This window comes from Enterobacter cloacae complex sp. ECNIH7, assembly GCF_002208095.1.
Lineage (GTDB): Bacteria > Pseudomonadota > Gammaproteobacteria > Enterobacterales > Enterobacteriaceae > Enterobacter > Enterobacter cloacae_M.
Window position 1 is genome coordinate 3,653,457 of sequence record NZ_CP017990.1, and the last position, 23,133, is coordinate 3,676,589.

19 protein-coding genes are annotated in these 23,133 nt (G+C 57.5%); 4 read left to right on the forward strand and 15 right to left on the reverse strand.

From position 1 onward, the window contains the following. Positions 1 to 4 precede the first annotated feature (4 nt). The 3 genes from iolG to WM95_RS17955 form a co-directional block, all read right to left on the reverse strand. Positions 5 to 991: an inositol 2-dehydrogenase gene (gene iolG / locus WM95_RS17945; RefSeq protein WP_063408290.1), complete on the reverse strand. Its 987-nt coding sequence runs from the start codon at positions 989 to 991 to the stop codon at positions 5 to 7. 301 nt (positions 992 to 1,292) lie between these two features. Continuing rightward, positions 1,293 to 3,218 carry a 3D-(3,5/4)-trihydroxycyclohexane-1,2-dione acylhydrolase (decyclizing) gene (iolD, locus tag WM95_RS17950; RefSeq protein WP_088544911.1) on the reverse strand — a complete coding sequence of 642 codons (1,926 nt, stop codon included), beginning with the start codon at positions 3,216 to 3,218 and terminating at the stop codon, positions 1,293 to 1,295. Between the two features lie 11 nt (positions 3,219 to 3,229). Continuing rightward, positions 3,230 to 4,735, reverse strand: coding sequence for a CoA-acylating methylmalonate-semialdehyde dehydrogenase (locus WM95_RS17955; protein ID WP_063408288.1), 1,506 nt, complete (start codon positions 4,733 to 4,735; stop codon positions 3,230 to 3,232). A 291-nt stretch (positions 4,736 to 5,026) separates the two neighbouring features. On the opposite strand from WM95_RS17955, the gene WM95_RS17960 reads away from it, so the two are divergent. Continuing rightward, on the forward strand, positions 5,027 to 5,857 hold the full coding sequence (locus tag WM95_RS17960) for a MurR/RpiR family transcriptional regulator (protein ID WP_063408287.1): 831 nt from the start codon (positions 5,027 to 5,029) through the stop codon (positions 5,855 to 5,857). 56 nt (positions 5,858 to 5,913) lie between these two features. Here WM95_RS17960 and guaA read toward each other — a convergent pair whose 3' ends face one another. Both guaA and guaB read right to left on the reverse strand, forming a co-directional pair. After that, a complete protein-coding gene (guaA, locus tag WM95_RS17965) occupies positions 5,914 to 7,491 on the reverse strand; it encodes a glutamine-hydrolyzing GMP synthase (RefSeq protein WP_006811514.1) in 1,578 nt (525 codons plus the stop codon). 67 nt (positions 7,492 to 7,558) lie between these two features. Beyond that, a complete protein-coding gene (gene guaB, locus WM95_RS17970) occupies positions 7,559 to 9,025 on the reverse strand; it encodes an IMP dehydrogenase (protein ID WP_023333022.1) in 1,467 nt (488 codons plus the stop codon). Positions 9,026 to 9,183: 158 nt separating this feature from the next. Here guaB and xseA point away from each other — a divergent pair, with 158 nt between their 5' ends. Genes xseA through WM95_RS17985 form a run of 3 tightly spaced genes read left to right on the forward strand, consistent with a single transcriptional unit; the run spans position 9,184 to position 11,986 of the window. Then, positions 9,184 to 10,557, forward strand: a complete 1,374-nt coding sequence (xseA, locus tag WM95_RS17975) for an exodeoxyribonuclease VII large subunit (RefSeq protein WP_063408286.1) — start codon at positions 9,184 to 9,186, stop codon at positions 10,555 to 10,557. A gap of 58 nt (positions 10,558 to 10,615) precedes the next feature. After that, entirely contained in the window at positions 10,616 to 11,635 is a 1,020-nt protein-coding gene (locus tag WM95_RS17980) for a M4 family metallopeptidase (RefSeq protein ID WP_063408285.1), read from the forward strand. Continuing rightward, positions 11,636 to 11,986: a protealysin inhibitor emfourin gene (locus WM95_RS17985; RefSeq protein ID WP_023308795.1), complete on the forward strand. Its 351-nt coding sequence runs from the start codon at positions 11,636 to 11,638 to the stop codon at positions 11,984 to 11,986. On the opposite strand, the gene WM95_RS17990 is transcribed toward WM95_RS17985, so the two are convergent. From WM95_RS17990 to ndk, 10 genes are all read right to left on the reverse strand, one after another. Further along, the gene (locus WM95_RS17990; RefSeq protein ID WP_063408284.1) at positions 11,983 to 12,204 is read right to left on the reverse strand and encodes a zinc ribbon domain-containing protein; all 222 of its coding nucleotides are present in this window, start codon (positions 12,202 to 12,204) and stop codon (positions 11,983 to 11,985) included. The genes WM95_RS17985 and WM95_RS17990 overlap by 4 nt on opposite strands. Positions 12,205 to 12,262: 58 nt before the next feature. Then, positions 12,263 to 13,804, reverse strand: a complete 1,542-nt coding sequence (locus WM95_RS17995) for a peptide MFS transporter (RefSeq protein ID WP_023308797.1) — start codon at positions 13,802 to 13,804, stop codon at positions 12,263 to 12,265. 300 nt (positions 13,805 to 14,104) lie between these two features. Next, positions 14,105 to 15,577 (reverse strand): ribosome biogenesis GTPase Der, encoded by a 1,473-nt coding sequence (der, locus tag WM95_RS18000; protein WP_023308811.1) that lies wholly within the window; start codon positions 15,575 to 15,577, stop codon positions 14,105 to 14,107. Positions 15,578 to 15,689: 112 nt separating this feature from the next. Further along, complete coding sequence (gene bamB / locus WM95_RS18005) at positions 15,690 to 16,868, reverse strand: outer membrane protein assembly factor BamB (protein ID WP_008502135.1); 1,179 nt, start codon at positions 16,866 to 16,868, stop codon at positions 15,690 to 15,692. A gap of 10 nt (positions 16,869 to 16,878) precedes the next feature. Beyond that, positions 16,879 to 17,499, reverse strand: coding sequence for a YfgM family protein (locus tag WM95_RS18010; protein ID WP_023308812.1), 621 nt, complete (start codon positions 17,497 to 17,499; stop codon positions 16,879 to 16,881). A gap of 13 nt (positions 17,500 to 17,512) precedes the next feature. Next, positions 17,513 to 18,787 carry a histidine--tRNA ligase gene (gene hisS, locus WM95_RS18015; RefSeq protein WP_045355313.1) on the reverse strand — a complete coding sequence of 425 codons (1,275 nt, stop codon included), beginning with the start codon at positions 18,785 to 18,787 and terminating at the stop codon, positions 17,513 to 17,515. An 80-nt stretch (positions 18,788 to 18,867) separates the two neighbouring features. Next, positions 18,868 to 19,986, reverse strand: a complete 1,119-nt coding sequence (ispG, locus tag WM95_RS18020; RefSeq protein WP_063408283.1) for a flavodoxin-dependent (E)-4-hydroxy-3-methylbut-2-enyl-diphosphate synthase — start codon at positions 19,984 to 19,986, stop codon at positions 18,868 to 18,870. A 26-nt stretch (positions 19,987 to 20,012) separates the two neighbouring features. Beyond that, a complete protein-coding gene (gene rodZ, locus WM95_RS18025) occupies positions 20,013 to 21,026 on the reverse strand; it encodes a cytoskeleton protein RodZ (RefSeq protein WP_063408282.1) in 1,014 nt (337 codons plus the stop codon). Positions 21,027 to 21,319: 293 nt separating this feature from the next. Further along, a complete protein-coding gene (locus WM95_RS18030) occupies positions 21,320 to 22,486 on the reverse strand; it encodes a bifunctional tRNA (adenosine(37)-C2)-methyltransferase TrmG/ribosomal RNA large subunit methyltransferase RlmN (protein ID WP_014171168.1) in 1,167 nt (388 codons plus the stop codon). Positions 22,487 to 22,655: 169 nt separating this feature from the next. Continuing rightward, entirely contained in the window at positions 22,656 to 23,087 is a 432-nt protein-coding gene (gene ndk, locus WM95_RS18035) for a nucleoside-diphosphate kinase (protein WP_003860625.1), read from the reverse strand. Positions 23,088 to 23,133: the final 46 nt, after the last annotated feature.

Sequence of the window (23,133 nt, forward strand, 5' to 3'; positions counted from 1 at the left end):
GTGTTTAGAGGACGATCTCGCGCTGGCTGCGCAGCGACTCCAGCGCTTTATCCGCAAGGTACAGCGCACGTTCACCATCATCGCCGCTGCAGTCAGGCACCGCTTCGCCGCGCAGGACCGCGACAAAGTGTTCCCATTCCGCGGCGTAAGCGGATTTGTAGCGCTGCAGGAAGAAGTGTTCCGGCAGCGCGCTGGTGCAGCCCTGTTTGCCGTAGTGCTGCACCTGGTTTTCCAGAATGTTGCCCGCGCACAGCAGCCCTTCGGAGCCGTGCAGCTCCAGGCGCTGGTCGTAGCCATACGAGGAGCGGCGGCTGTTGACGATGGTCGCCATCGCGCCGGAAGCGTATTTCAGGACGATAAACGCGGTATCGATGTCGCCTGCCTCGCCAATCGCCGGATCCACCAGGTTGCTGCCCTGGGCATACACCGACACCGGCTCTTCGCCCATGATGAAGCGGGCCATGTCAAAATCGTGAATGGTCATATCGCGGAACATGCCGCCGGAGACGCGCACGTACTCCGCAGGCGGCGGGGACGGGTCGCGGGAAACGATCAGCAGCGATTCCGGCTTGCCGATGCGCCCGGCCTGCGCGTCGGTTTTCACGCGGCGGAACTGCGGGTCAAAGCGGCGGTTAAAGCCGATAAACAGCGGCACATCGTACTCTTTGACCACCTTCAGGCAGTCGCGCACGCGGGCGAGGTCGAGGTGGACCGGCTTTTCACAGAAGATGGCCTTGCCGTGGCGGGCGGCCATTTCAATCAGGTCCGCGTGGGTATCGGTCGCGGAGGCGATCAGCACGGCGTGAACGTTAGGGTCGGTCATCGCCTCATCCAGGCTCTGCTGGCGGGCCTGATAGTGCGTGGCGAGGCGGGTGGCAAATTCCTGATTCGGGTCAACTACGGACCAGAGCGTGGTCGCGCCGTGGCTGGCGATGTTAGCTGCATGTACCTGGCCAATTCGGCCAGCGCCCAGTAAAGCAATGTTAAACATAACGGCTCCCGGTGTTGGTGAATGCTGTGAACTAACGACCCTATAAATAAAACATTTATTTCATTTTTATAAGTAGTGAAAATTATATTTTTGAGTGCAGGTTAACACTTTTGAGATGAATGAGATAAATTTTGTTATCAATCTCACAACATGGGAGGACATACAGCAGCTCCCCTCACCCCGGCCCTCTCCCCAAAGGGGCGAGGGAGAAAAGAGTGCACCACACCATCCCCTCTCCCCTTTGGGGAGAGGGTTAGGATGAGGGGAAAATGAAATGAAAATTTCGTTACGACGGAATAACTTAATACTGACGGGCTTTTTTCACCTGGGCCTGCGTTTGCTCGGCGGCTTCACGCACGGCAGACGACGCCGCCACCTGCGCATCACCGGTTCGCCACCAGGAGGCGTAATCGTGGGTCATGGTCTTCGGCAATACCTTGATGTCCAGCAGCGTCGGGCCCGGATGCGCCCGCGACGCCTCAAGCGCCGCCAGCAGGCTTTGCTCATCGTTCACCCGCCACGCTCGGCAGCCGTAGCTCTCCGCGTTTTGCGCAAAGTCGACCTTCACCAGCGGCCCGTCAAGCCGCCCGGTTTCCGGGTTGCGATGGCGGTTTTCCGTGCCAAAGCTGCCCATGCCGTGCCCCATCTGCAGGTTGTTAATGCAGCCGAAGCTGGCGTTATCAAACAGCAGAACGGTGATCTTAATGCCCTCCTGAACGGCGGTTTGCAGCTCGGAGTGCAGCATCATGTAGGAGCCATCCCCCACCATGGCGTACACCGGCAGTTCGGGTCTGGCGAGCTTCGCGCCGATGGGCGCCGCAATCTCGTAGCCCATGCAGGAGTAGCCGTACTCCAGGTGATAGCTGTCCGGCGTTTTGACCTGCCAGAGGCGCTGTAAATCCCCCGGCAGCGAACCGGCCGCGCCCACCACAACGGCGCTATCTTCAATATGCTGGTTGATCAGCCCCAGCACCCGCGTCTGGGTCAGGCGGGTGTTGAGCGTCTCGCCGTATTCCGCCAGCTGCGCGTCCAGATGCCCCGCCACTTCGGGCGCGTCGTCAGGGCGCCACTGGCGATCCCACAGGCGGCGGCACTCGTCGCGCCAGGCGGACTTCACCTCGGCTATCGCCTCTCCCCAGCCGCTGCGGTAATCCCCAAGCGCGTGGGTCAATGCCTGGAGCCCGGTTTGGGCATCGGCAACTAGCGCGGTGGCGTCCAGCTTCAGGGCGTCAAACTCGGCCACGTTCAGCAGCAGGAATTCGACGTCCGGGTGGGAAAAGAGCGCCTTGGAGCCGGTGGTAAAGTCGGTCAGGCGCGTGCCGACGCCAATCACTAAATCCGCCTGCGGTGCGAGCTGGTTGGCGGCCATTCCCCCCGTCACTCCTACGCCGCCCAGGTTAAGTGGGTGGTCACTTACCAGCGCCCCCTTTCCGGCCTGGGTTTCGGCAAACGGCAGCCGCAGCGTCTCGACAAATTCGCGAAACGCTTCATGCGCGCCGGAATAGCGCACGCCGCCGCCACACACCACCAGCGGACGACGCTTGCGGGCGATCAGCGCCCGCGCCTGCGCCAGACGCTGCGGATCGGGCGGACGGCGTTCGATGTGATGCACGCGCCGCGCGAAGAAGCTCAGCGGGTAGTCCCAGGCCTCCCCCTGCACGTCCTGCGGCAGGCAGATGGTCACCGCGCCGGTATTGGCGGGGTCAGTAAGCGTTCGCATCGCGCTTAGCATGGCGCTCATCAGCTGCTCAGGGCGGTTAATCCGGTCCCAGTAGCGGGAGACCGGACGGAAGCAGTCGTTGGTACTGATGCTGAGATCGTGATACTGCTCGATCTGCTGCAGCACTGGGTCCGGCTGGCGACTGGCGTAGATATCGCCCGGCAGCAGCAGCAGCGGGATGCGGTTCGCCGTGGCGGTGGCCGCCGCCGTGACCATATTGGCGGCGCCCGGCCCGACGGAGGAGGTGACGGCAAAAATGCGCTGACGGCGGTGCTGTTTGGCGAATCCCGTCGCCATATGGGCAATGCCCTGCTCGTTGCAGCCCTGCATGATCTGCAGATGACCGGGGTCCTGCTCCAGCGCCTGGCCGATACCCAGCACGTTGCCGTGACCAAAGATGGTGGCGACGCCCTCTACGAAGGGCGTTTCGTTGCCGTCCACGCTGACGTACTGTTGATTAAGGAACCGGACCAGCGCCTGGGCCATGGTCATACGTTCGGTTTGCATAAAACCTCCTGTCAGCCCAGCGTTGGCATAGAGAACGCAGCGCCTGTCTCCTGCTGCATTTCCGGCCAGCGCGCGGTGATGGTTTTCATTCGGGTGTAGAAGCGCACGCCGTCGCTGCCGTGAACGTTGAGCGCGCCAAAGATAGAACGCTTCCAGCCGCCGAAGCTGTGGAATGCCATCGGCACCGGGATCGGCACGTTGACGCCCACCATGCCCGCCTGCACCTCTTCGCAGAAGCGGCGCGCGCAGCCGCCGTCGCGGGTGAAGATCGCTGAACCATTACCATATTCATGGCGGTTAATCAGATCCACCGCGCTGGCGTAATCTGCTACGCGCACCACAGAAAGCACCGGGCCAAAAATCTCTTCTTTATAGATGGTCATCTCAGGGGTGACGCTATCGAACAGCGTCGGCCCGACGAAGTAGCCCTGCTCGTGGCCCTTCACGCTGAAGCCGCGACCGTCCACGCGAAGCTTCGCCCCCTGCGCTTCCCCGCTGTCAATGTAGCCCAGCACCTTGCTGCGGTGCGCGGAGGAGATGAGCGGCCCCATTTCGTTTTCCGGCGACTGGTCCAGGCCCGGCCCGACGCGCAGCGCGGCAATCTGTTTTTCGAGCCGGGCGCAGAGGTCATCGGCGGTTTTATCTCCCACCGCCAGCACTACCGAGAGCGCCATGCAGCGCTCGCCCGCCGCGCCGTAGGCCGCGCCCATGATGGCGTTGGTCGCCATCTCCATGTCGGCATCCGGCATTAAAATGCAGTGGTTTTTCGCGCCGCCCAGCGCCTGACAGCGCTTACCATGGGCGGACGCGGTCTGGTAAATGTATTCAGCAATCGGCGTGGAGCCGACAAAGCTCACCGCCTGCACGCGCGGGTCGGTCAGGAGCACGTCAACGGACTCCTTATCGCCCTGCACCACGTTGAACACGCCGTCCGGCAGGCCGGCCTCTTTCAGCAGCTGCGCCAGCGCGAGCGCCAGCGAAGGGTCTTTTTCCGACGGCTTCAGCACGAAGGTGTTGCCGGTCGCCAGCGCAATCGGGAACATCCACATCGGCACCATCGCCGGGAAGTTAAACGGGGTGATCCCGGCGCAGACGCCGAGCGGCTGCATCAGCGAGTGGCTGTCGACGCCCGTGCCGACGTTCGCAGAGTGTTCACCCTTTTGCAGATGCGGGATGCCGCAGGCAAACTCCACCACTTCCAGGCCGCGGGTCAGTTCGCCCACCGCGTCGGAGAAGACCTTGCCGTGCTCTTCGCTGATGATGCGGGCCAGGCGCTCCATGTTCTCCTCCAGCAGCGCCTTGAAGCGAAACATCACGCGCGCGCGCTTCAGCGGAGCATGGCGCGCCCACGCCGGAAACGCCTGCTGCGCGGCGGCAATCGCCTGCTCCGTTTCCTGCGCCGTACTCATCACCACCTGGCGGATCTGCTCGCCGGTGGCCGGGTTGAAGATCGCCTGAACGCGCTGGCCTGAACCGGTGACACATTCGCCGTGAATAAAATTCGCTACCGTCTCCATCCTTAACCTCTCGCTGTTGATACGTGACTGTTACCTGAACACTGTGTACTGAACACTATATATGAAACAAACATTCCATTTTAAGTTGAAATAAAATAAATGATGATTATTGTGATCAAGGATGGATTTTTATGTTAACAGCCAACAACACTGGTGCAGCGTGCGCTATTAAGGATTTCGGGCGAGGAAATGACTGAAGTTTCTGTTTCATTTTTGCTGCCAGATGGATGGCCGACATTTAAAAGACGCGGTTTTGCGTTTAGAATCATAAGACTGTATTTGGGGGATAAGATGACGACAGCAACCAGCCTGAACGAACTGCAGCAGCAAATCCGCGATCGCTACGATAGCCTGAGCAAGAGGCTGCAGCAGGTCTCCCGCTACGTGCTGGATAACACCAACAGCGTGGCCTTTGATACGGTTGCCGTCATTGCCGAGCGTGCCGACGTGCCGCCCTCGACGCTGATCCGCTTTGCCAACGCCTTTGACTTCACCGGCTTCAACGAAATGAAACAGCTGTTTCGCATGAACCTGGTGGAGGAGACCGCCAGCTACAGCGACCGCGCCCGGCTGTTCCGCGAGATGGAGAGCGAGGCCGTGCCGGAAACGCCGCTCGATATCCTGCAGGAGTTCGCCCGCTCGAACGCGCAGGCGCTGCAGCAGCTGGCCGCCCGCGCCGAACCGGAAATGCTGGAGCGCGCGGTGCAGCTATTGGTCGACGCCGACACCATCTACATCGCCGGACTGCGCCGCTCCTTCAGCGTCGCGGCCTACCTCACCTACGCCCTGAGCCACCTCGAGTGCCGCCCTATCCTGCTCGACGGCATGGGCGGCATGCTGCGCGAGCAGATCAGCCGCATTAAGGCGCGCGACATCGTGGTGTCGATCAGCTTCTCGCCGTACGCGGAAGAGACGGTGATGGTCAGCGAAACCGCCGCCAGCGTCGGCGCGCGGCAGATCGTGATTACGGACAGCCAGATTAGCCCGCTGGCGACGTTCAGCGATCTCTGCTTTGTGGTGAAGGAGGCGCAGGTGGATGCGTTTCGCTCGCAGTCGGCGACGCTGTGCCTGGTGCAGTCGCTGGTGGTGGCTCTGGCGTATCGGCTGGGAGAGGGGAAGTAAGGCAATAAAAAACCCCCTGCACAGGCAGAGGGTTTGGTTGTTAATTCAGCGGGGAATTATTCCCATTCAATCGTAGCCGGTGGCTTACCGCTGATGTCATATACGACTCGCGATATCCCATTGACTTCATTGATTATTCTGTTAGACACGCGGCCTAAGAAGTCATAAGGCAGATGTGCCCAGTGCGCGGTCATGAAGTCGATGGTTTCCACCGCACGCAGGGAAACCACCCAGTCGTACTTGCGGCCATCGCCCATCACACCAACGGAGCGAACCGGCAGGAACACGGTGAACGCCTGGCTTACCTTGTTGTACAGGTCAGCTTTGTGCAGCTCTTCGATGAAGATCGCGTCCGCGCGACGCAGCAGGTCGCAGTACTCTTTCTTCACTTCGCCCAGCACGCGCACGCCCAGACCCGGACCCGGGAACGGGTGACGGTAGAGCATATCGTACGGCAGACCCAGTTCCAGACCGATCTTACGCACTTCGTCTTTGAACAGCTCGCGCAGCGGTTCAACCAGGCCCATCTTCATCTCTTTCGGCAGGCCACCCACGTTGTGGTGAGATTTGATGACGTGTGCTTTACCGGTTGCAGAGGCCGCGGATTCGATCACGTCAGGGTAGATGGTGCCCTGCGCCAGCCACTTCACGTCTTCCAGCTTCAGCGCCTCTTCGTCGAACACTTCCACGAACACGCGGCCGATGATTTTACGTTTGGCTTCCGGATCGTTCTCGCCTTTCAGCGCGTCCAGGAAGCGCTGCTCGCCTTCCACGTGAACGATGTTCAGACCGAAGTGGTCGCCGAACATGTCCATGACCTGCTGGGCTTCGTTCAGACGCAGCAGACCGTTGTCCACGAATACGCAGGTCAGGTTTTTGCCGATGGCGCGGTGCAGCAGCATCGCGGTCACGGAGGAGTCCACGCCGCCTGAGAGGCCGAGAATTACCTTGTCATCGCCAACCTGCTGGCGGATACGCTCAACGGCGTCGTCGATGATTTTTGCCGGGGTCCACAGGGCTTCACACTGGCAGATGTCACGCACGAAGCGCTCCAGCATGCGCATACCCTGACGGGTGTGGGTCACTTCCGGGTGGAACTGCACGCCGTAGAAGCGTTTTTCTTCGTTCGCCATGATGGCGAACGGACAGCTTTCGGTGCTGGCAACGGTCACGAAGTCAGACGGGATGGCGGTAACTTTGTCGCCGTGGCTCATCCACACGTCCAGCAGCGGTTTGCCGTCTGCGGTCAGGGAGTCTTCGATACCGCGCACCAGCGCGCTGTCGGTGACGACTTCTACCTGCGCGTAGCCAAACTCGCGCTCGTTAGAGCCTTCTACGTGGCCGCCCAGCTGCATTGCCATGGTCTGCATGCCGTAGCAAACGCCGAATACCGGCACGCCAGCTTCAAACACGTACTGCGGCGCGCGCGGGCTGTTCTCTTCGGTGGTGCTTTCCGGGCCGCCGGACAGGATGATGCCGCTTGGATTGAATTCGCGAATCTGTGCTTCCGTGACATCCCACGCCCACAGCTCACAGTAAACGCCCAGTTCACGTACGCGACGCGCCACCAGCTGAGTGTACTGAGAACCGAAGTCCAGGATGAGAATGCGATGTTTATGAATGTTTTCCGTCATTGACGCTAATTCCGAGGCAAGTGAAACAAAAACAGAGCGCCCGGCAGAAGCCGGGCGCGGAAACTTATCAGGAGCCCAGACGATAGTTCGGGGACTCTTTGGTGATCGTCACGTCGTGAACGTGGCTCTCCTGGATACCCGCACCGCTGATGCGTACGAATTCCGCTTTAGTACGCAGCAGGTCAATGGTACCACAGCCGGTCAGACCCATACAGGAGCGCAGGCCGCCCATCTGCTGGTGAATGATCTCTTTCAGACGGCCTTTATAGGCAACGCGACCTTCGATACCTTCCGGCACCAGTTTGTCAGCGGCGTTATCGGTCTGGAAGTAACGGTCAGAGGAGCCTTTGGACATCGCGCCCAGGGAGCCCATACCGCGGTAAGATTTGTAAGAACGGCCCTGGTAGAGTTCGATTTCACCCGGGGATTCTTCGGTACCGGCCAGCATTGAGCCTACCATTACGGCAGCTGCGCCCGCGGCGATCGCTTTGGCGATGTCGCCAGAGAAGCGGATACCGCCGTCAGCGATAACCGGAATACCGGTGCCTTCCAGCGCTTCAACAGCGTCAGACACCGCGGTGATCTGCGGAACGCCCACGCCGGTGACGATACGGGTAGTACAGATGGAGCCAGGGCCGATACCCACTTTCACCGCGCTGCAGCCAGCGTCAGCCAGCGCGCGAGCGCCTGCGCCGGTGGCCACGTTACCGCCAATGATCTGCAGATCAGGGTATTTGGCGCGGGTATCGCGAATACGTTGCAGAACGCCTTCGGAGTGGCCGTGAGAGGAGTCAATCAGCAGGACGTCAACGCCCGCAGCAACCAGCGCGTCAACGCGCTCTTCGTTACCGGCGCCAGCGCCAACCGCAGCGCCGACGCGCAGACGGCCATGCTCGTCTTTACAGGCGTTAGGCTTACGTTCTGCTTTCTGGAAATCTTTAACGGTGATCATGCCGCGCAGGTGGAAGCTGCTGTCAACAACCAGCGCTTTTTCAACGCGTTTTTCGTGCATTTTGGCCAGCACCACGTCACGGGTTTCACCTTCGCGAACGGTGACCAGACGCTCTTTTGGCGTCATGTAGACGCTAACAGGCTGGTTCAGGTCAGTCACGAAACGCACGTCACGACCGGTGATGATGCCAACCAGTTCGTTCTCTTCGGTCACAACCGGGTAACCGGCGAAACCGTTACGTTCGGTCAGGGCCTTCACTTCGTGCAGCGTGGTGGTTGGCAGAACGGTCTGTGGGTCAGACACGATGCCGGATTCATGTTTCTTCACGCGGCGAACTTCTTCGGCCTGACGTTCGATAGACATGTTTTTGTGAATAAAGCCAATGCCACCTTCCTGTGCCAGGGCGATAGCCAGGCGCGCTTCAGTCACGGTGTCCATTGCCGCAGAGAGCATAGGAATGTTCAGGCGAATGGTTTTAGTCAACTGCGTGCTGAGATCGGCAGTATTCGGCAGAACAGTGGAGTGAGCGGGAACGAGGAGGACGTCGTCAAACGTCAGTGCTTCTTTAGCGATACGTAGCATGGGCAATATCTCTGACCTGGGTGGTTAAATATTGCCGTGGCATTATACAGAGCGTAACCGATTGCATCTACACTTTTTTATAAAAAAGCTTGCGATTGCCTCTCAGCAGGTTACTATCGACTGAATAACTTGCTGATTTAGAATTTGATCCCGCTCACATGTTATCCTCTCAATCCCCCTCAATTTATACCGTCAGCCGCCTGAATCAGACGGTGCGTTTGCTGCTTGAGCAGGAAATGGGGCAGGTCTGGATCAGCGGTGAGATCTCTAACTTCACGCAGCCGTCCTCCGGTCACTGGTACTTTACCCTAAAAGACGACACCGCCCAGGTGCGCTGTGCGATGTTCCGCAACAGCAACCGTCGCGTGACGTTTCGTCCTCAGCACGGCCAGCAGGTTCTGGTTCGCGCCAATATCACCCTGTATGAGCCGCGCGGCGATTATCAGATTATCGTCGAGAGCATGCAGCCCGCGGGCGAAGGCCTGCTGCAGCAGAAGTATGAACAGCTAAAAGCCCGGCTCTCTGCCGAGGGGCTGTTCGACCAGCAGTACAAAAAGACGCTGCCCTCCCCCGCCCACTGCGTTGGGGTCATCACCTCGAAAACCGGTGCGGCACTGCACGATATTTTGCACGTGCTGAAGCGTCGCGACCCTTCCCTGCCCGTCATCATCTACCCGACCGCCGTTCAGGGTGACGATGCGCCGGGCCAGATAGTTCGCGCCATTGAGCTGGCGAACGTGCGTCAGGAGTGTGACGTCTTAATCGTCGGGCGCGGCGGCGGTTCGCTGGAAGACTTGTGGAGCTTTAACGACGAGCGCGTGGCGCGGGCAATCTTTGCCAGCCTTATCCCCGTGGTAAGCGCCGTCGGCCACGAAACGGACGTAACAATTGCGGATTTCGTCGCGGATCTGCGCGCGCCTACGCCGTCCGCGGCGGCGGAAGTGGTCAGCCGCAACCAGCTGGAGCTGCTGCGTCAGATTCAGAACGTACAGCAGCGTCTTGAGATGGCGATGGACTACTTCCTTGCCAACCGTACCCGCCGCTTCACCCAGCTTCATCATCGTCTTCAGCAGCAGCATCCGCAGCTGCGTCTGGCGCGCCAGCAGACCGTGCTGGATCGTCTGCGTCAGCGCATGAACGTTGCGGTGGACGCGCAGCTTAAGCGCGCAGTATCGCGCCAGCAGCGCGTGACGCAGCGCCTGAACCAGCAGAACCCGCAGCCGAAAATCTATCGCGCGCAAACGCGGATCCAGCAGCTGGAGTATCGTCTGGCGGAGAGCGTCCGGGCGCGCCTGAGCACCACCCGCGAGCGTTTTGGCAATGCGGTGACCCACCTTGAAGCCGTCAGCCCCCTCTCCACGCTGGCGCGCGGCTATAGCGTGACGACGGCGACGGACGGCAAAGTGCTGAAGCAGACCAAACAGGTGAACGCCGGTGATGTCCTGACGACGCGTCTTTCCGACGGCTGGGTAGAAAGCGAAGTGAAATCAATTAAACCGGTGAAAAAGACGCGTCAGCGTAAAACCGGATAATTCTTCGCCGGTTACTTACTATACTGCTGCTATTCCCTTTTTTAATAAGGAGAGCAGCATGCCCCATCTTCATAGCGTTATTCCCCCTTATATTCTTCGTCGTATTATCGAAAGCGGTTCCGAGCCGCAGCAGCGCTGCGCCCGTCAGACCTTAACCCATGTCCAGACGCTGATGGCCCACATGCCGGGCAAACCCGCCGCGCCGCACGTGAATAAAGCCGGGCAGCTGGAGCGCGATATTTACGACGCGAAGCAAACCCAGGAGCTGCCGGGTACGCAGGTGCGTTACGAAGGTCAGCCGTCGAACGGCGATGTGGCGGTGGATGAAGCCTATAATTATTTAGGTATTACCCATGACTTCTTCTGGAAAGAATATCAGCGCGATTCGCTCGATAATAAAGGGCTTATTTTGACCGGCACCGTGCATTACGGCCGGGAATATCAGAACGCCTTCTGGAACGGGCAGCAGATGGTATTTGGCGACGGCGACGGGGAAATATTTAACCGCTTTACCATCGCCATCGACGTGGTGGCGCACGAGTTGAGCCACGGCGTAACCGAGACCGAAGCCGGGCTTATCTATTTTGAGCAGTCGGGCGCGCTGAACGAGTCTCTGTCGGACGTGTTTGGCTCGCTGGTCAAACAGTACCATCTGAAGCAAACCGCCGATAAAGCAGACTGGCTCATTGGTGAAGGGCTGCTGGCGAAAGGGATTAACGGCAAAGGGCTGCGCTCAATGTCTGAACCCGGCACCGCCTATGACGATCCCCTGCTCGGCAAAGATCCGCAGCCTGCGCACATGAAAGATTTCATTAAAACGCGCGAGGATAACGGCGGCGTGCATCTGAACTCCGGCATCCCCAACCGGGCATTTTATCTGGCCGCGACGGCGATCGGCGGCTACGCCTGGGAAAAAGCAGGTTATGCCTGGTACGACACGGTTTGCGATCGCAATCTGGCGCAGGATGCGGATTTTGAGGCCTTCGCAAAACTGACGATCGCGCACGGAGAGAAACGCTCCGGCGGCGACGTTGGAGCGGCCATTAAACAAGCCTGGGAACAGGTGGGAGTGTTGTAAATGCAGGTTCCGGAACTGACGGATGACGCCGTGGTTGAGCTGGCCCGGGAAGGCGGCGTCGCTTTTATCCCCAGGCTGAGCGGACAGCGCACCATCGCGCTCTCCTCGCTCAATGAAGCCCAGCGCCAGCGCCTGGTGAGCATCCTGGAGCAGGCTTTTCCGCGCGGTCAGCCGCCGGGGCAAGCCTCTTCACCCGGCAGCGGCGACCAGCGCTATTTCCGCATCCAGATTATCTGGACCGGGCAAAATCAGGCGCACTACGCCGATATCGTCGTGCTGGTGCCGGAGCAGGAAGCGCCAGAGTCGCTGGTTGAGCTTTGGAAGAAAGGCGAAGGCTGCGTCTGCGATTAACCTTCGGCCCGAACAAACTCCACGCGTTTTTTAGAGATAAGGCCGTGGCCGTTCTGGCAGAAATAGTCCACCGCGCCGCAGGCTCTTAATACCTGGAGCGGCTGATGGCACTCCGGGCAGCGGGCTTCAAGCGCAATATCTTTATTGCAGCTGTCGCAGTGCGCTACGCCGTTCTGGGGCTCCAGCGGTGCCTGGCATTCCGGGCAGGTAATCGACATATTCTCTCCTGTTGGGTTTTACCGGGACAGGATAACTGCCCCGGTAGGCTGAACATTATCAGGCTTCAGCTGCCGGTTTAGTCTGCGCATTTTCCAGCATGCGGCGCACCGGAACAATAAGGACGATCAGTACCGCGGCACAGATCAGCAGCGCGATGGAGCAGCGAGCAAAGAGATCCGGCAGCATATCCAGCTGATCGGCCTTCACGTGGCCGCCAATCAGGCCCGCCGCCAGGTTACCGAGCGCGCTGGCGCAGAACCACAGCCCCATCATCTGGCCGCGCATTCTTTCCGGCGCAAGCAGCGTCATGGTCGCCAGGCCAATCGGACTCAGGCACAGTTCGCCGAGCGTCAGCATCAGGATGCTGCCCACCAGCCAGAACGGCGACACGCCCGCTCCACCGCTGCTCAGCACGTTCTGTGCCGCCAGCATCATCAGGCCAAAGCCCGCCGCCGCGCACAGAATACCAATAACAAACTTGGTGATGCTGCTCGGACGAATGTTTTTGCTCGCGAGCTTCGGCCATGCCCAGCTAAACACCGGAGCCAGCAGAATGATGAACAGGGCGTTAATTGACTGGAACCACACCGCCGGGATTTCAAAATCACCAATCATGCGGTTAGTGTAGTCGTTGGCAAACAGGTTGAATGAAGTTGGCTTCTGCTCAAACGCGGACCAGAAGAACGCCGCGGAGATCAGCAGAATAAAGCAGACCAACAGTCTGGCGCGCTCTTTACGATTCAGGCCCGCAAAAACAAACAGATAAATAAAGTAGAGGGCAACGGATGCCGCAATCACGTAGACCAGCACGCTGGCTACCGCGACCGGGTTAATCACAATCACGCCCTGCGCAATCAGCGTCACGATCGTTGCCACGCCTGCCGCCAGCGCCAGCAGCCAAACGCCCACGCCGTTACGCTTCACCACCGGGCTGTTCCAGGTGGAGTCGAGGCCGACTTCGCCGTCATAGCGTTTCATCGCCGGAACGGCAAACACGCGGAAGATAATCAGCGCCACCAGCATCCCGATGCCGCCAATACCAAAGCCCCAGTGCCAGCCGTGGGTTTTAATCAGCCAGCCGGAAATCAGCGGCGCGATGAACGAGCCCATGTTGATGCCCATATAGAACAGCGAGAAACCGCCGTCACGACGCGCGTCGCCTTTTTTATACAGGGTGCCGACCATCACCGAGATACAGGTTTTGAACAGCCCGGAGCCAAGCACGATGAACATCAGGCCGATAAAGAACAGGTTGTTCCCCATCACCGCTGAGAGCGCGATCGACAGGTGGCCGAGCGCAATCAGGATCGAACCGTACCAGACAGCTCTCTGCTGACCGAGCCAGTTATCAGCCAGCCAGCCGCCCGGCAGCGCGGCCAGGTACATAGTACCGGCAAAGATACCGACAATCGCCGAGGCGTTTTCACGCGCCAGGCCCATCCCGCCGTCATAGACGGTGGCGGCCATAAACAGGATCAGTAACGGACGAATGCCGTAAAATGAGAAACGCTCCCACATCTCGGTGAAGAACAGGGAACCGAGCGGATACGGATGGCCGAAGAACGTTCGGCTCTCTTTTTGATTAACAGTGGATTGCATAATTCTCCCGAAAGGTATGTCGTCGTGCTTGTAAACACCAGCAGGTACGCCGGCCAGTTACGTATCTGGCCGATTTTTTACATGCGGCGAAAAGTTAGTTAACCATTTGATAACCAGGCGCTAGTTTTGTCTAGTACCGGACCCTGGACTTTAAGATGAAAATTCGACGATTGTCTACTTTCTTAGATTTAAACTTGGTTAAAAGTGAATAGTGATTGACTTCACACAGAGAAAACCGGCGGTATGATTGGGCAAAAAAAAACCCGCGATAAACGCGGGCTTTCGTGAAGCACGTAAAGCTTATTTGCTTTTCTTAATGTGCTTAATCAAGCGCTTACGCTTACGCATCTGGTTTGGCGTCAGGGTGTTGCGCTTGTTGGCAAACGGGTTTTCCCCTTCCTTGAACTGGATACGGATAGGCGTGCCCATCACGTCCAGCGATTTACGGAAATAGTTCATCAGATAGCGCTTGTAGGAATCCGGCAGGTCTTTCACCTGGTTGCCGTGAATTACTACGATTGGCGGGTTGTAACCACCGGCGTGAGCATATTTCAGCTTCACGCGACGGCCGCGCACCAGCGGCGGCTGATGGTCTTCTGCAGCCATATTCATGATGCGGGTCAGCATCGCGGTGCTCTGACGACGGGTGGAGCTGTCGTACGCTTCACGCACGGATTCGAACAGGTTACCCACGCCGCTGCCGTGCAGCGCAGAGATGAAGTGCACGCGTGCAAAGTCGATAAAGCCCAGACGGAAGTCGAGGGTCTCTTTCACCTGCTCGCGCACTTCATTGCTCAGGCCATCCCACTTGTTGACCACGATAACCAGTGAGCGCCCACTATTGAGGATAAAGCCGAGCAGAGAGAGGTCCTGATCGGAGATACCTTCGCGTGCGTCGATGACCAGCAGCACTACGTTAGCATCTTCGATCGCCTGCAGGGTTTTGATAACGGAGAATTTTTCCACTACATCGGTGATTTTCCCGCGCTTACGCACCCCGGCGGTGTCGATGAGGACATACTCACGCTCATCGCGCTGCATAGGAATGTAGATACTGTCACGGGTGGTGCCCGGCATGTCGTAAACGACCACGCGCTCTTCACCCAGAATACGGTTAGTAAGCGTAGACTTACCTACGTTTGGACGACCCACGATGGCCAGCTTGATCGGCAGGTCCTGCGGGTTGAAGTCGTCTTCAGGCTCTTCTTCGCCCTCTTCTCCGTCTTCGAACTGCGCCCAGTATTCAGCGTCTTCGTCCACCTCTTCCGGCGGGTTCACTTCATCAACCCACGGTAGCAGAACGGTTTCCAGCAGGCTGGTGACGCCACGGCCATGCGATGCCGCAATCGGGTAGATCTCACCCAGGCCCAGAGACCAGAAATCCGCGACGGCCTGATCGGCATCGATGCCGTCAGTTTTGTTCGCCACCAGGAAGGTCGGCTTTTCGCGTGAACGCAGGTGTTTGGCAATAGCGGAGTCCGCCGGCATCAGGCCAGCGCGCGCATCCACCATAAACAGCACCACATCCGCTTCTTCAATCGCCAGCAGCGACTGTTCCGCCATGCGGGTTTCAACGCCGTCTTCTGTGCCGTCAATACCACCGGTATCAATACAGATGAACTCACGTCCTTCCACCTCTGCACGACCGTACTTACGGTCACGCGTCAGCCCCGGGAAATCCGCAACCAGCGCATCACGGGTGCGTGTTAAACGGTTAAAAAGAGTGGATTTTCCAACGTTAGGGCGCCCGACAAGCGCGACCACAGGTACCATGTTTGAAGCCTCATAAAATTCAAAATAACGTCGCTTTTGCGGCGTTTTTAAAAATGTCAAAACGGCTCCTGAGTGAACAGGAGCCGTTTAGTATACTACAACCGCCGGGTAATTAACGCGTGATCGCGTACAGCGTGCCGTCTTTTGCCTGAATCAGCAGTTTGCCGTCGGCCACAACCGGATCGGTCAGGAAACCAGAGCTGTCGACTTTTTGCTGTGCAACAAAGCGGCCGTTATCCGGATCGATCCAGTGCATATACCCTTCGCTGTCGCCAACCACCAGGCTACCGTTGTACAGTGCCGGAGCAGTCAGCAGACGGTGCAGCAGATCGCTTTGCGTCCACAGCGTCACGCCGCCTTCAGTGCTCAGAGCCAGCAGACGGTCGTTCTGATCGACCATATAGATGCGGTTGCCCTCAACGATGAAATCGTTCACAGAGCCCAGCTCACGTTTCCACATGATCTGGCCGCTGCGCAGATCCAGCGCGGTCAGGTTGCCGTTATAGGCCAGCGCGTAAACCACACCGTTAACGATGACTGGCGTTGTGTCTACGTCGCTCAGACGGTCAATTTCCGTTGAGCCAGTAGCCTGAGAGATACGCTGCTGCCAGATCATCTGGCCCTGCTGCATCAGCACTGCGCTCACGCGACCGTTGTCACCGCCCACAATGGCAGCACCAAATGCGGTAGCCGGCGCGGATTCGCCGCGCAGAGAGAGCGCAGGCATATCCAGGTTAACGGTCCATTTCACCAGACCATCCGCTTCGTTCAGCGCCTGCAGCTGGCCGTTGCTGGTATGAATCAGCACCAGACCGTCGCTTACTACCGGACGAGACAGGGATTCACCCGCTACGGTTGTTTGCCAGGCAATGGAGCCGTCGCTGCTGTTCAGCGCATAAACCTGCGCTTTTTCGCTGCCCACGTAGACATGACCACCGGCAACGGTCAGACCGCCAGACAGCAGTGCAGGTTTACGGGAGAACCAGCCGTCTTTTTCCGCCAGGTTAACGGACCATACTTCTTTCCCGTCATCGGCGTTCACCGCTTTCACGGTACCTTTGCGGTCAGCGGCATAGACAACGCTGTCTGCATACGCAGGATGAAGGTTGGAATAGAAATCACCAATCCCATTGCCCACGGAGACATCCCACGCGGTGGATGGAGTAAACTGGTTTTCAACCGTCGGCAGTGGGGACATTTTCACAACGTCTTCTTCGCCACTGAACAGTGAACAACCACTCAATAACGTAACAGAAAGCAGTCCTGGCAGAAGTAATTTACGCAATTGCATCGGGTCCCTCTCAGACGGACAAATTATTTATTTTCATCTGCATCATTTCGCTCAGCGCAGGTGAAGCATTGCTCTCTACGCCAGCTTGCCACGCTTTACGCGCGCCCGCTTTGTCACCTTTGCTCAGCAGTGCTTCACCGCGCAGATCGGCAACGATGGCAGCAAAACCTTCGCCTTTGATGGTATCGAGCGTTTTCAGCGCATCGTCAGCTTTTTTCTGCTGAACCTGAATACGTGCCAGGCGCAGATTGATCACCGCTTTCAGGTTCTCATCGCTGGCCGCAGCAAGGCTCTGCGAGAGCTGTGCAGCGGCTTTATCCAGTTCGTTCTTATCAACGTACTGCTGAGCCACTTCCAGCGCAGCCAGTGCACCGTAGGTGTTTTTGTTGTCAGCCGCAAATTTTTCTGCCGCAGCCAGCGTTTGCGGCTGATCGGCACGAATTGCGCTCACGGTATTTTCATAGGACAGCGACGCGCCACGCGCGGAATCTGCCTGATGATTGTTCCAGTAACGCCACCCCACCAGCGCACCGATACCTAAAATAACCCCAACAACCAGCGCTTTGCCGTTTTCAACAAAGAAGCGCTTAATCGCGTCGACCTGATCGTGTTCGTTCTCGTAAATTTCCACGCAGTCCTTCTCCTTAGCCCAATAGAGTGCGCAAGTGCGCCGCAACGCCGTCCTGCGTTACCGTTGTCTGCTCACCAGAGCGCAGGTCCTTCACCACCACTTCGCCGTTAGCCACTTCGGACTCGCCCAGCACCAGTGCAATACTTGCGCCCCACTTATCGGCACGAGCAAACTGTTTTTTGAAGTTGCCGCCGCCATGGTTGGTCATCAGCTTAACGTCCGGGAGCGCATCGCGCACGCGTTCGGCAAGCTGCATCGCCGCAGACTGCGTTTCCGCGCCTGAAGCCACCAGGTATATATCGACAACAGAATCTGCTTTAAATTCCGGATTAACTGCCTGAACCAGCAAAACAAGTCGCTCAAGGCCCATCGCGAAGCCAACAGCAGGGGCTGCGCGACCGCCAAGTTGCTCAACCAGACCGTCATAACGGCCGCCCGCACATACGGTACCCTGAGAACCGAGGCTGGTGGTCACCCACTCAAACACGGTACGGTTGTAGTAGTCCAGACCGCGCACCAGGCGCTGATTCACGGTATAGGCGATGCCTGCCGCCTCAAGCAGTTTGCACAGGCCCGCGAAGTGTTCGCGAGATTCTTCATCCAGGTAGTCACCCAGAGCAGGCGCATCGTTCAGCAGTGCCTGAACATCCGCGTTTTTGGAATCCAGTACGCGCAGCGGGTTGCTGTACATGCGACGTTTGCAGTCTTCGTCCAGCTTCTCTTTATGCTGTTCCAGGAACGCTACCAGCGCATCGCGGTAGTTAGCGCGAGCTTCCAGAGAACCGATAGAGTTCAGCTCAAGGGAAACGTGATCGGCGATACCGAGGGCGCGCCACCAGCGGGCGGTCAACATAATCAGTTCGGCGTCAATGTCCGGACCCTGCAGGCCAAAGACTTCCACACCCAGCTGATTGAACTGACGATAACGACCTTTCTGAGGACGTTCGTGGCGGAACATCGGGCCGATATACCACAGGCGCTGCTCCTGATTGTACAGAAGACCATGTTCGATGCCGGCGCGTACGCAGCCCGCCGTACCTTCCGGACGCAGGGTCAGGCTGTCGCCGTTGCGGTCCTCAAAGGTGTACATCTCTTTTTCAACCACGTCGGTGACTTCACCGATCGCGCGTTTGAATAACGGGGTCTGCTCTACAATCGGCAAACGGATTTCGCTGTAACCGTAGCTGCCGAGCACCTGCTTCAGTGTGCCTTCAATGCGCTGCCAGATGGCGGTTTCGCCAGGCAGATAATCGTTCATGCCGCGGATGGCTTGAATGTTTTTTGCCACGTTTATTCTCTTTCTATATACAAAAAAAACCCAAAGAATGGGTTCAATCATACATGGGAAGCGGCACGCTTCCCATCACGTTATTTTTCAACCTGCTGAACGCTGATACGCTGTGTTTCGTCCATCATGGCGGCTTTGGCGCGGATGCGGGCTTCAAGCTGGTCGATCATGTCGCTATTATCCAGACGATCTTTACGAATGCCATCTTCATAGAGACCACTTTTCTTGTTACCGCCGGTCACGCCCAGAGTTGACACCAGCGCTTCACCCGGACCGTTTACCACACAGCCGATGATGGAGACGTCCATCGGGGTGATAATGTCTTCCAGACGCTGCTCCAGGGCATTCACCGTCCCGATCACATCAAACTCCTGACGTGAGCAGGTTGGGCAGGCAATGAAGTTGATCCCACGCGCGCGAATGCGCAGTGACTTCAGGATATCGAAACCGACTTTGATCTCTTCGACCGGATCGGCCGCCAGCGAGACGCGCAGGGTGTCACCGATCCCTTCGGAGAGCAGCAGCCCCAGACCGATCGCAGATTTTACAGAGCCGCTGCGCAGGCCGCCCGCTTCGGTGATCCCGAGGTGCAGAGGCTGGTCGATCTGTTTTGCCAGCAGACGATAAGACTCTACCGCCAGGAACACGTCCGACGCTTTTACGCTGACTTTGAACTGATCGAAGTTAAGACGATCGAGATGATCGACATGACGCATCGCGGATTCGAGCAGCGCCTGTGGCGTCGGCTCGCCGTATTTTTCCTGCAGGTCTTTTTCCAGGGAACCGGCGTTAACGCCGATACGGATAGGAATATTTTTATCGCGGGCGCAGTCCACGACCATGCGGATACGCTCTTCGTTACCGATGTTGCCCGGGTTAATGCGCAGGCAATCGACGCCGTATTCGGCCACTTTCAGCGCGATGCGGTAGTCGAAGTGAATATCAGCCACCAGCGGAACGCTGACCTGCTGTTTGATCAGTTTGAACGCCTCAGCTGCATCCATGGTCGGGACGGAGACGCGAACAATGTCTGCGCCTACACGCTCTAATGCTTTGATTTGATTAACCGTCGCTTCCACATCGGTGGTGCGCGTGTTGGTCATCGACTGAACGGCGATAGGTGCCCCATCGCCGATTGGCACATTCCCAACGTAAATCCGTTTCGATTTTCTACGTTGAATCGGAGCCTGGTTATGCATGAAAAATCTCCCGCGTTGCCCGTCTGTTACTGTGCTGCTGATTGTTCGGCATTAACGGTAAGACGTGCAACCTGGTTAGTTCTGATAAAGCGGCTCAGGTCGACAGGTTTTCCTTGATACTGGATCTGTACCGCTGCCGGAGCGCCGATTTTAAGTTTATAGGGAGCCTGGCCGGTTAGGTTTAACGTGCCATCTTTACGCTGCAGGCCGCTGAACAGTTTTTTACCTGTCGCATCAGTCACTTCCAGCCAGCAGTCAGCGCTGAAGTTCATTACCAGCGCATTAGGATCGGCTGCTGTGGCCGTACCCGCCGGGCTGGTTGGCAGAGACGCAGCGGTATTGTCCGCAGGCTGAGTGGCCGCAGGCGCGTTTGCCGCAGTGTCAACATTTGCCTGAGAAGGGGAAACCACTGCGTTTTGATCCTGAGCCTGCGGCGCAGCGGTGTTAGCCGTTGCTGCCGGAGCCTGTACAGCATCGGTCGCCGACGCGTCTGGCGCTGCGGTCTGTGGCTCGCTTGAGGAAGCTGCGCCGTCGGTATTCAGCGGCACGTTCTGGGCATTCTCACTTCCGGCCTGGTTGAGTTCGGCGGAAGATTGATCGGCCATGGTGGTGATCTCTTCCTGCTGGGCCTTGTGGTTTTGCCACCACCATGCGCCGGTCAGACCGATCACCACAAACAGCACCAGCCAGGTAAAGCTCATCAGCCAGCCATCGCGTTTTTTACGACGTTTCCCCAGGGAGAAAGTCTGCATCGGCGCAACTTTTGCTGCACGGACCGGTGCCTGCTTCTCCATCATTGGCAGTAATTCGTTTTCGGGGATATGCACCAGTTTTGCGTAAGAGCGGATATAACCGCGCAAGAACGTTGAAGCCAGATCGGCAGGTGCCTTATCTTCTTCAATATCGCGAACCGTGGAAACCTTCAGGCACAAGCGTTCCGCAACGGCTTGCTGGCTGAGTCCGAGTTGTTCACGGGCGTTGCGAAGACGAACGCCAGTGGAGAGTGCTTCATGTTGGTCGTGAGTGGCTTCAGTATTCATTCGCTACAACTACTGGTACGTGAAAAATAAGGGTTCAGGTGCCGGTGAGTCACAATGCCACCCGCACCGCGAAACTTCTGGTCAGTTAACCTTGAACAGAGAGTATAAGACTGTCAGCCCGGAGATGACAGTACAGCCCTGCCCGTACGGCTAAACTGTTGTTACGTCGTTACATACTGCCCGAAAGTCGGATGAAACGCACCGTAATTATTGTTCAGTCATCACGAATCTGACTGATTATTCAGTAAGAGTATGCTTCACGGCGCAGATAATGCGCCGTGAGTGCATAATAATCAAACAGCTTTAACCGCGATCGTCTCGCCCTGCATGCGTTTACGCAGGGTACGTTTGGTACGGTCAATAACGTCACCAGCCAGCTGTCCGCATGCTGCATCAATGTCATCACCACGGGTTTTACGCACGATGGTGGTGAAACCATACTCCATCAGCACCTTGGAGAAGCGGTCGATACGGCTGTTCGAGCTACGGCCATATGGCGCGCCCGGGAACGGGTTCCATGGGATCAGGTTGATTTTACATGGCGTATCTTTCAGCAGTTCAGCCAGCTGATGTGCATGTTCGGTACCGTCGTTGACGTGGTCAAGCATCACGTACTCGATGGTGACGCGGCCCTGGTTGGCGTTGGATTTCTCCAGATAGCGACGCACCGCAGCGAGGAAGGTTTCGATATTGTACTTTTTGTTGATCGGCACAATTTCGTCACGAATTTCGTCGTTTGGTGCATGCAGGGAGATCGCCAGCGCAACGTCAATCATATCGCCCAGCTTGTCCAGCGCAGGCACAACGCCAGAGGTAGACAGCGTGACGCGACGCTTGGACAGACCAAAACCGAAGTCATCCAGCATGATTTCCATCGCCGGAACGACGTTGGTCAGGTTCAGCAGCGGCTCCCCCATCCCCATCATCACCACGTTGGTGATAGGACGCGTACCGGTTACTTTTGCCGCACCGACGATTTTCGCGGCACGCCAGACCTGGCCGATAATTTCTGACACCCGCAGGTTACGGTTAAAGCCTTGCTGCGCGGTAGAGCAGAATTTGCACTCCAGCGCACAGCCTACCTGAGAGGAGACACACAGCGTGGCGCGGTCTTCTTCCGGGATGTAGACGGTCTCAACGCGCTGATCGCCTACCGCAATCGCCCATTTGATGGTGCCATCCGCTGAGCGCTGTTCTTCTACCACTTCCGGTGCGCGGATTTCAGCCACTTCCTTAAGCTTGTTGCGCAGGACCTTGTTGATGTCAGTCATGTCATCAAAATTGTCGCTGCAGTAATGATACATCCACTTCATGACCTGATCGGCACGAAACGGCTTTTCGCCCATCTCTTTAAAGAACTCGCGCATCTGCTGACGGTTCAGATCCAGCAGGTTGATTTTTCCATTTTTATTGGGAACCGCAGGAATGGCGACTTCGGAGGTATTCACTAATTCAGACATAATATTTTCCGGCCTCGTTGTTACACGTTATGGCCCATGGAGGGTTGAATAGAAACGCCCCGGAAAGCAGTCTGCTCATCCGGGGCGTTGCATTGTACAAAGTCTGGCGCAGGGATGCCACGTCTGGACGCGGCATTTACGAAAATAATGTGTAAACGAAACCGTTAAATTAACGGGTGCGTGGACACACTTCGCCTTCAGCGAAGAAGAAAGCGATTTCGCGTGCAGCAGATTCAACAGAGTCAGAACCGTGGGTACCGTTCTCGGTGAAGCTGTCTGCATAGTCAGCGCGCAGAGTACCCGCCAGCGCGTTGTCCGGGTTGGTTGCGCCCAGCAGGTCACGGTGACGCTGTACTGCGTTTTCGCCTTCCAGCACGGATACCACAATTGGACCGGAGGTCATGAACTCAACCAGGCCGTCAAAGAATGGGCGACCTTCGTGCTCAGCGTAGAAACCGCGAGCCTGCTCAACGGTCAGGTGCAGCATTTTGGTGCCAACAATTTTGAAACCTGCAGATTCAAAGCGAGCGAAGATGCTGCCAATAACGTTTTTTGCCACCGCGTTTGGTTTGATGATGGAAAAAGTACGTTCAATAGCCATGATAACCTCTGTCAATGTTCTGTTGTTTTTCATACCTGAGTATGGT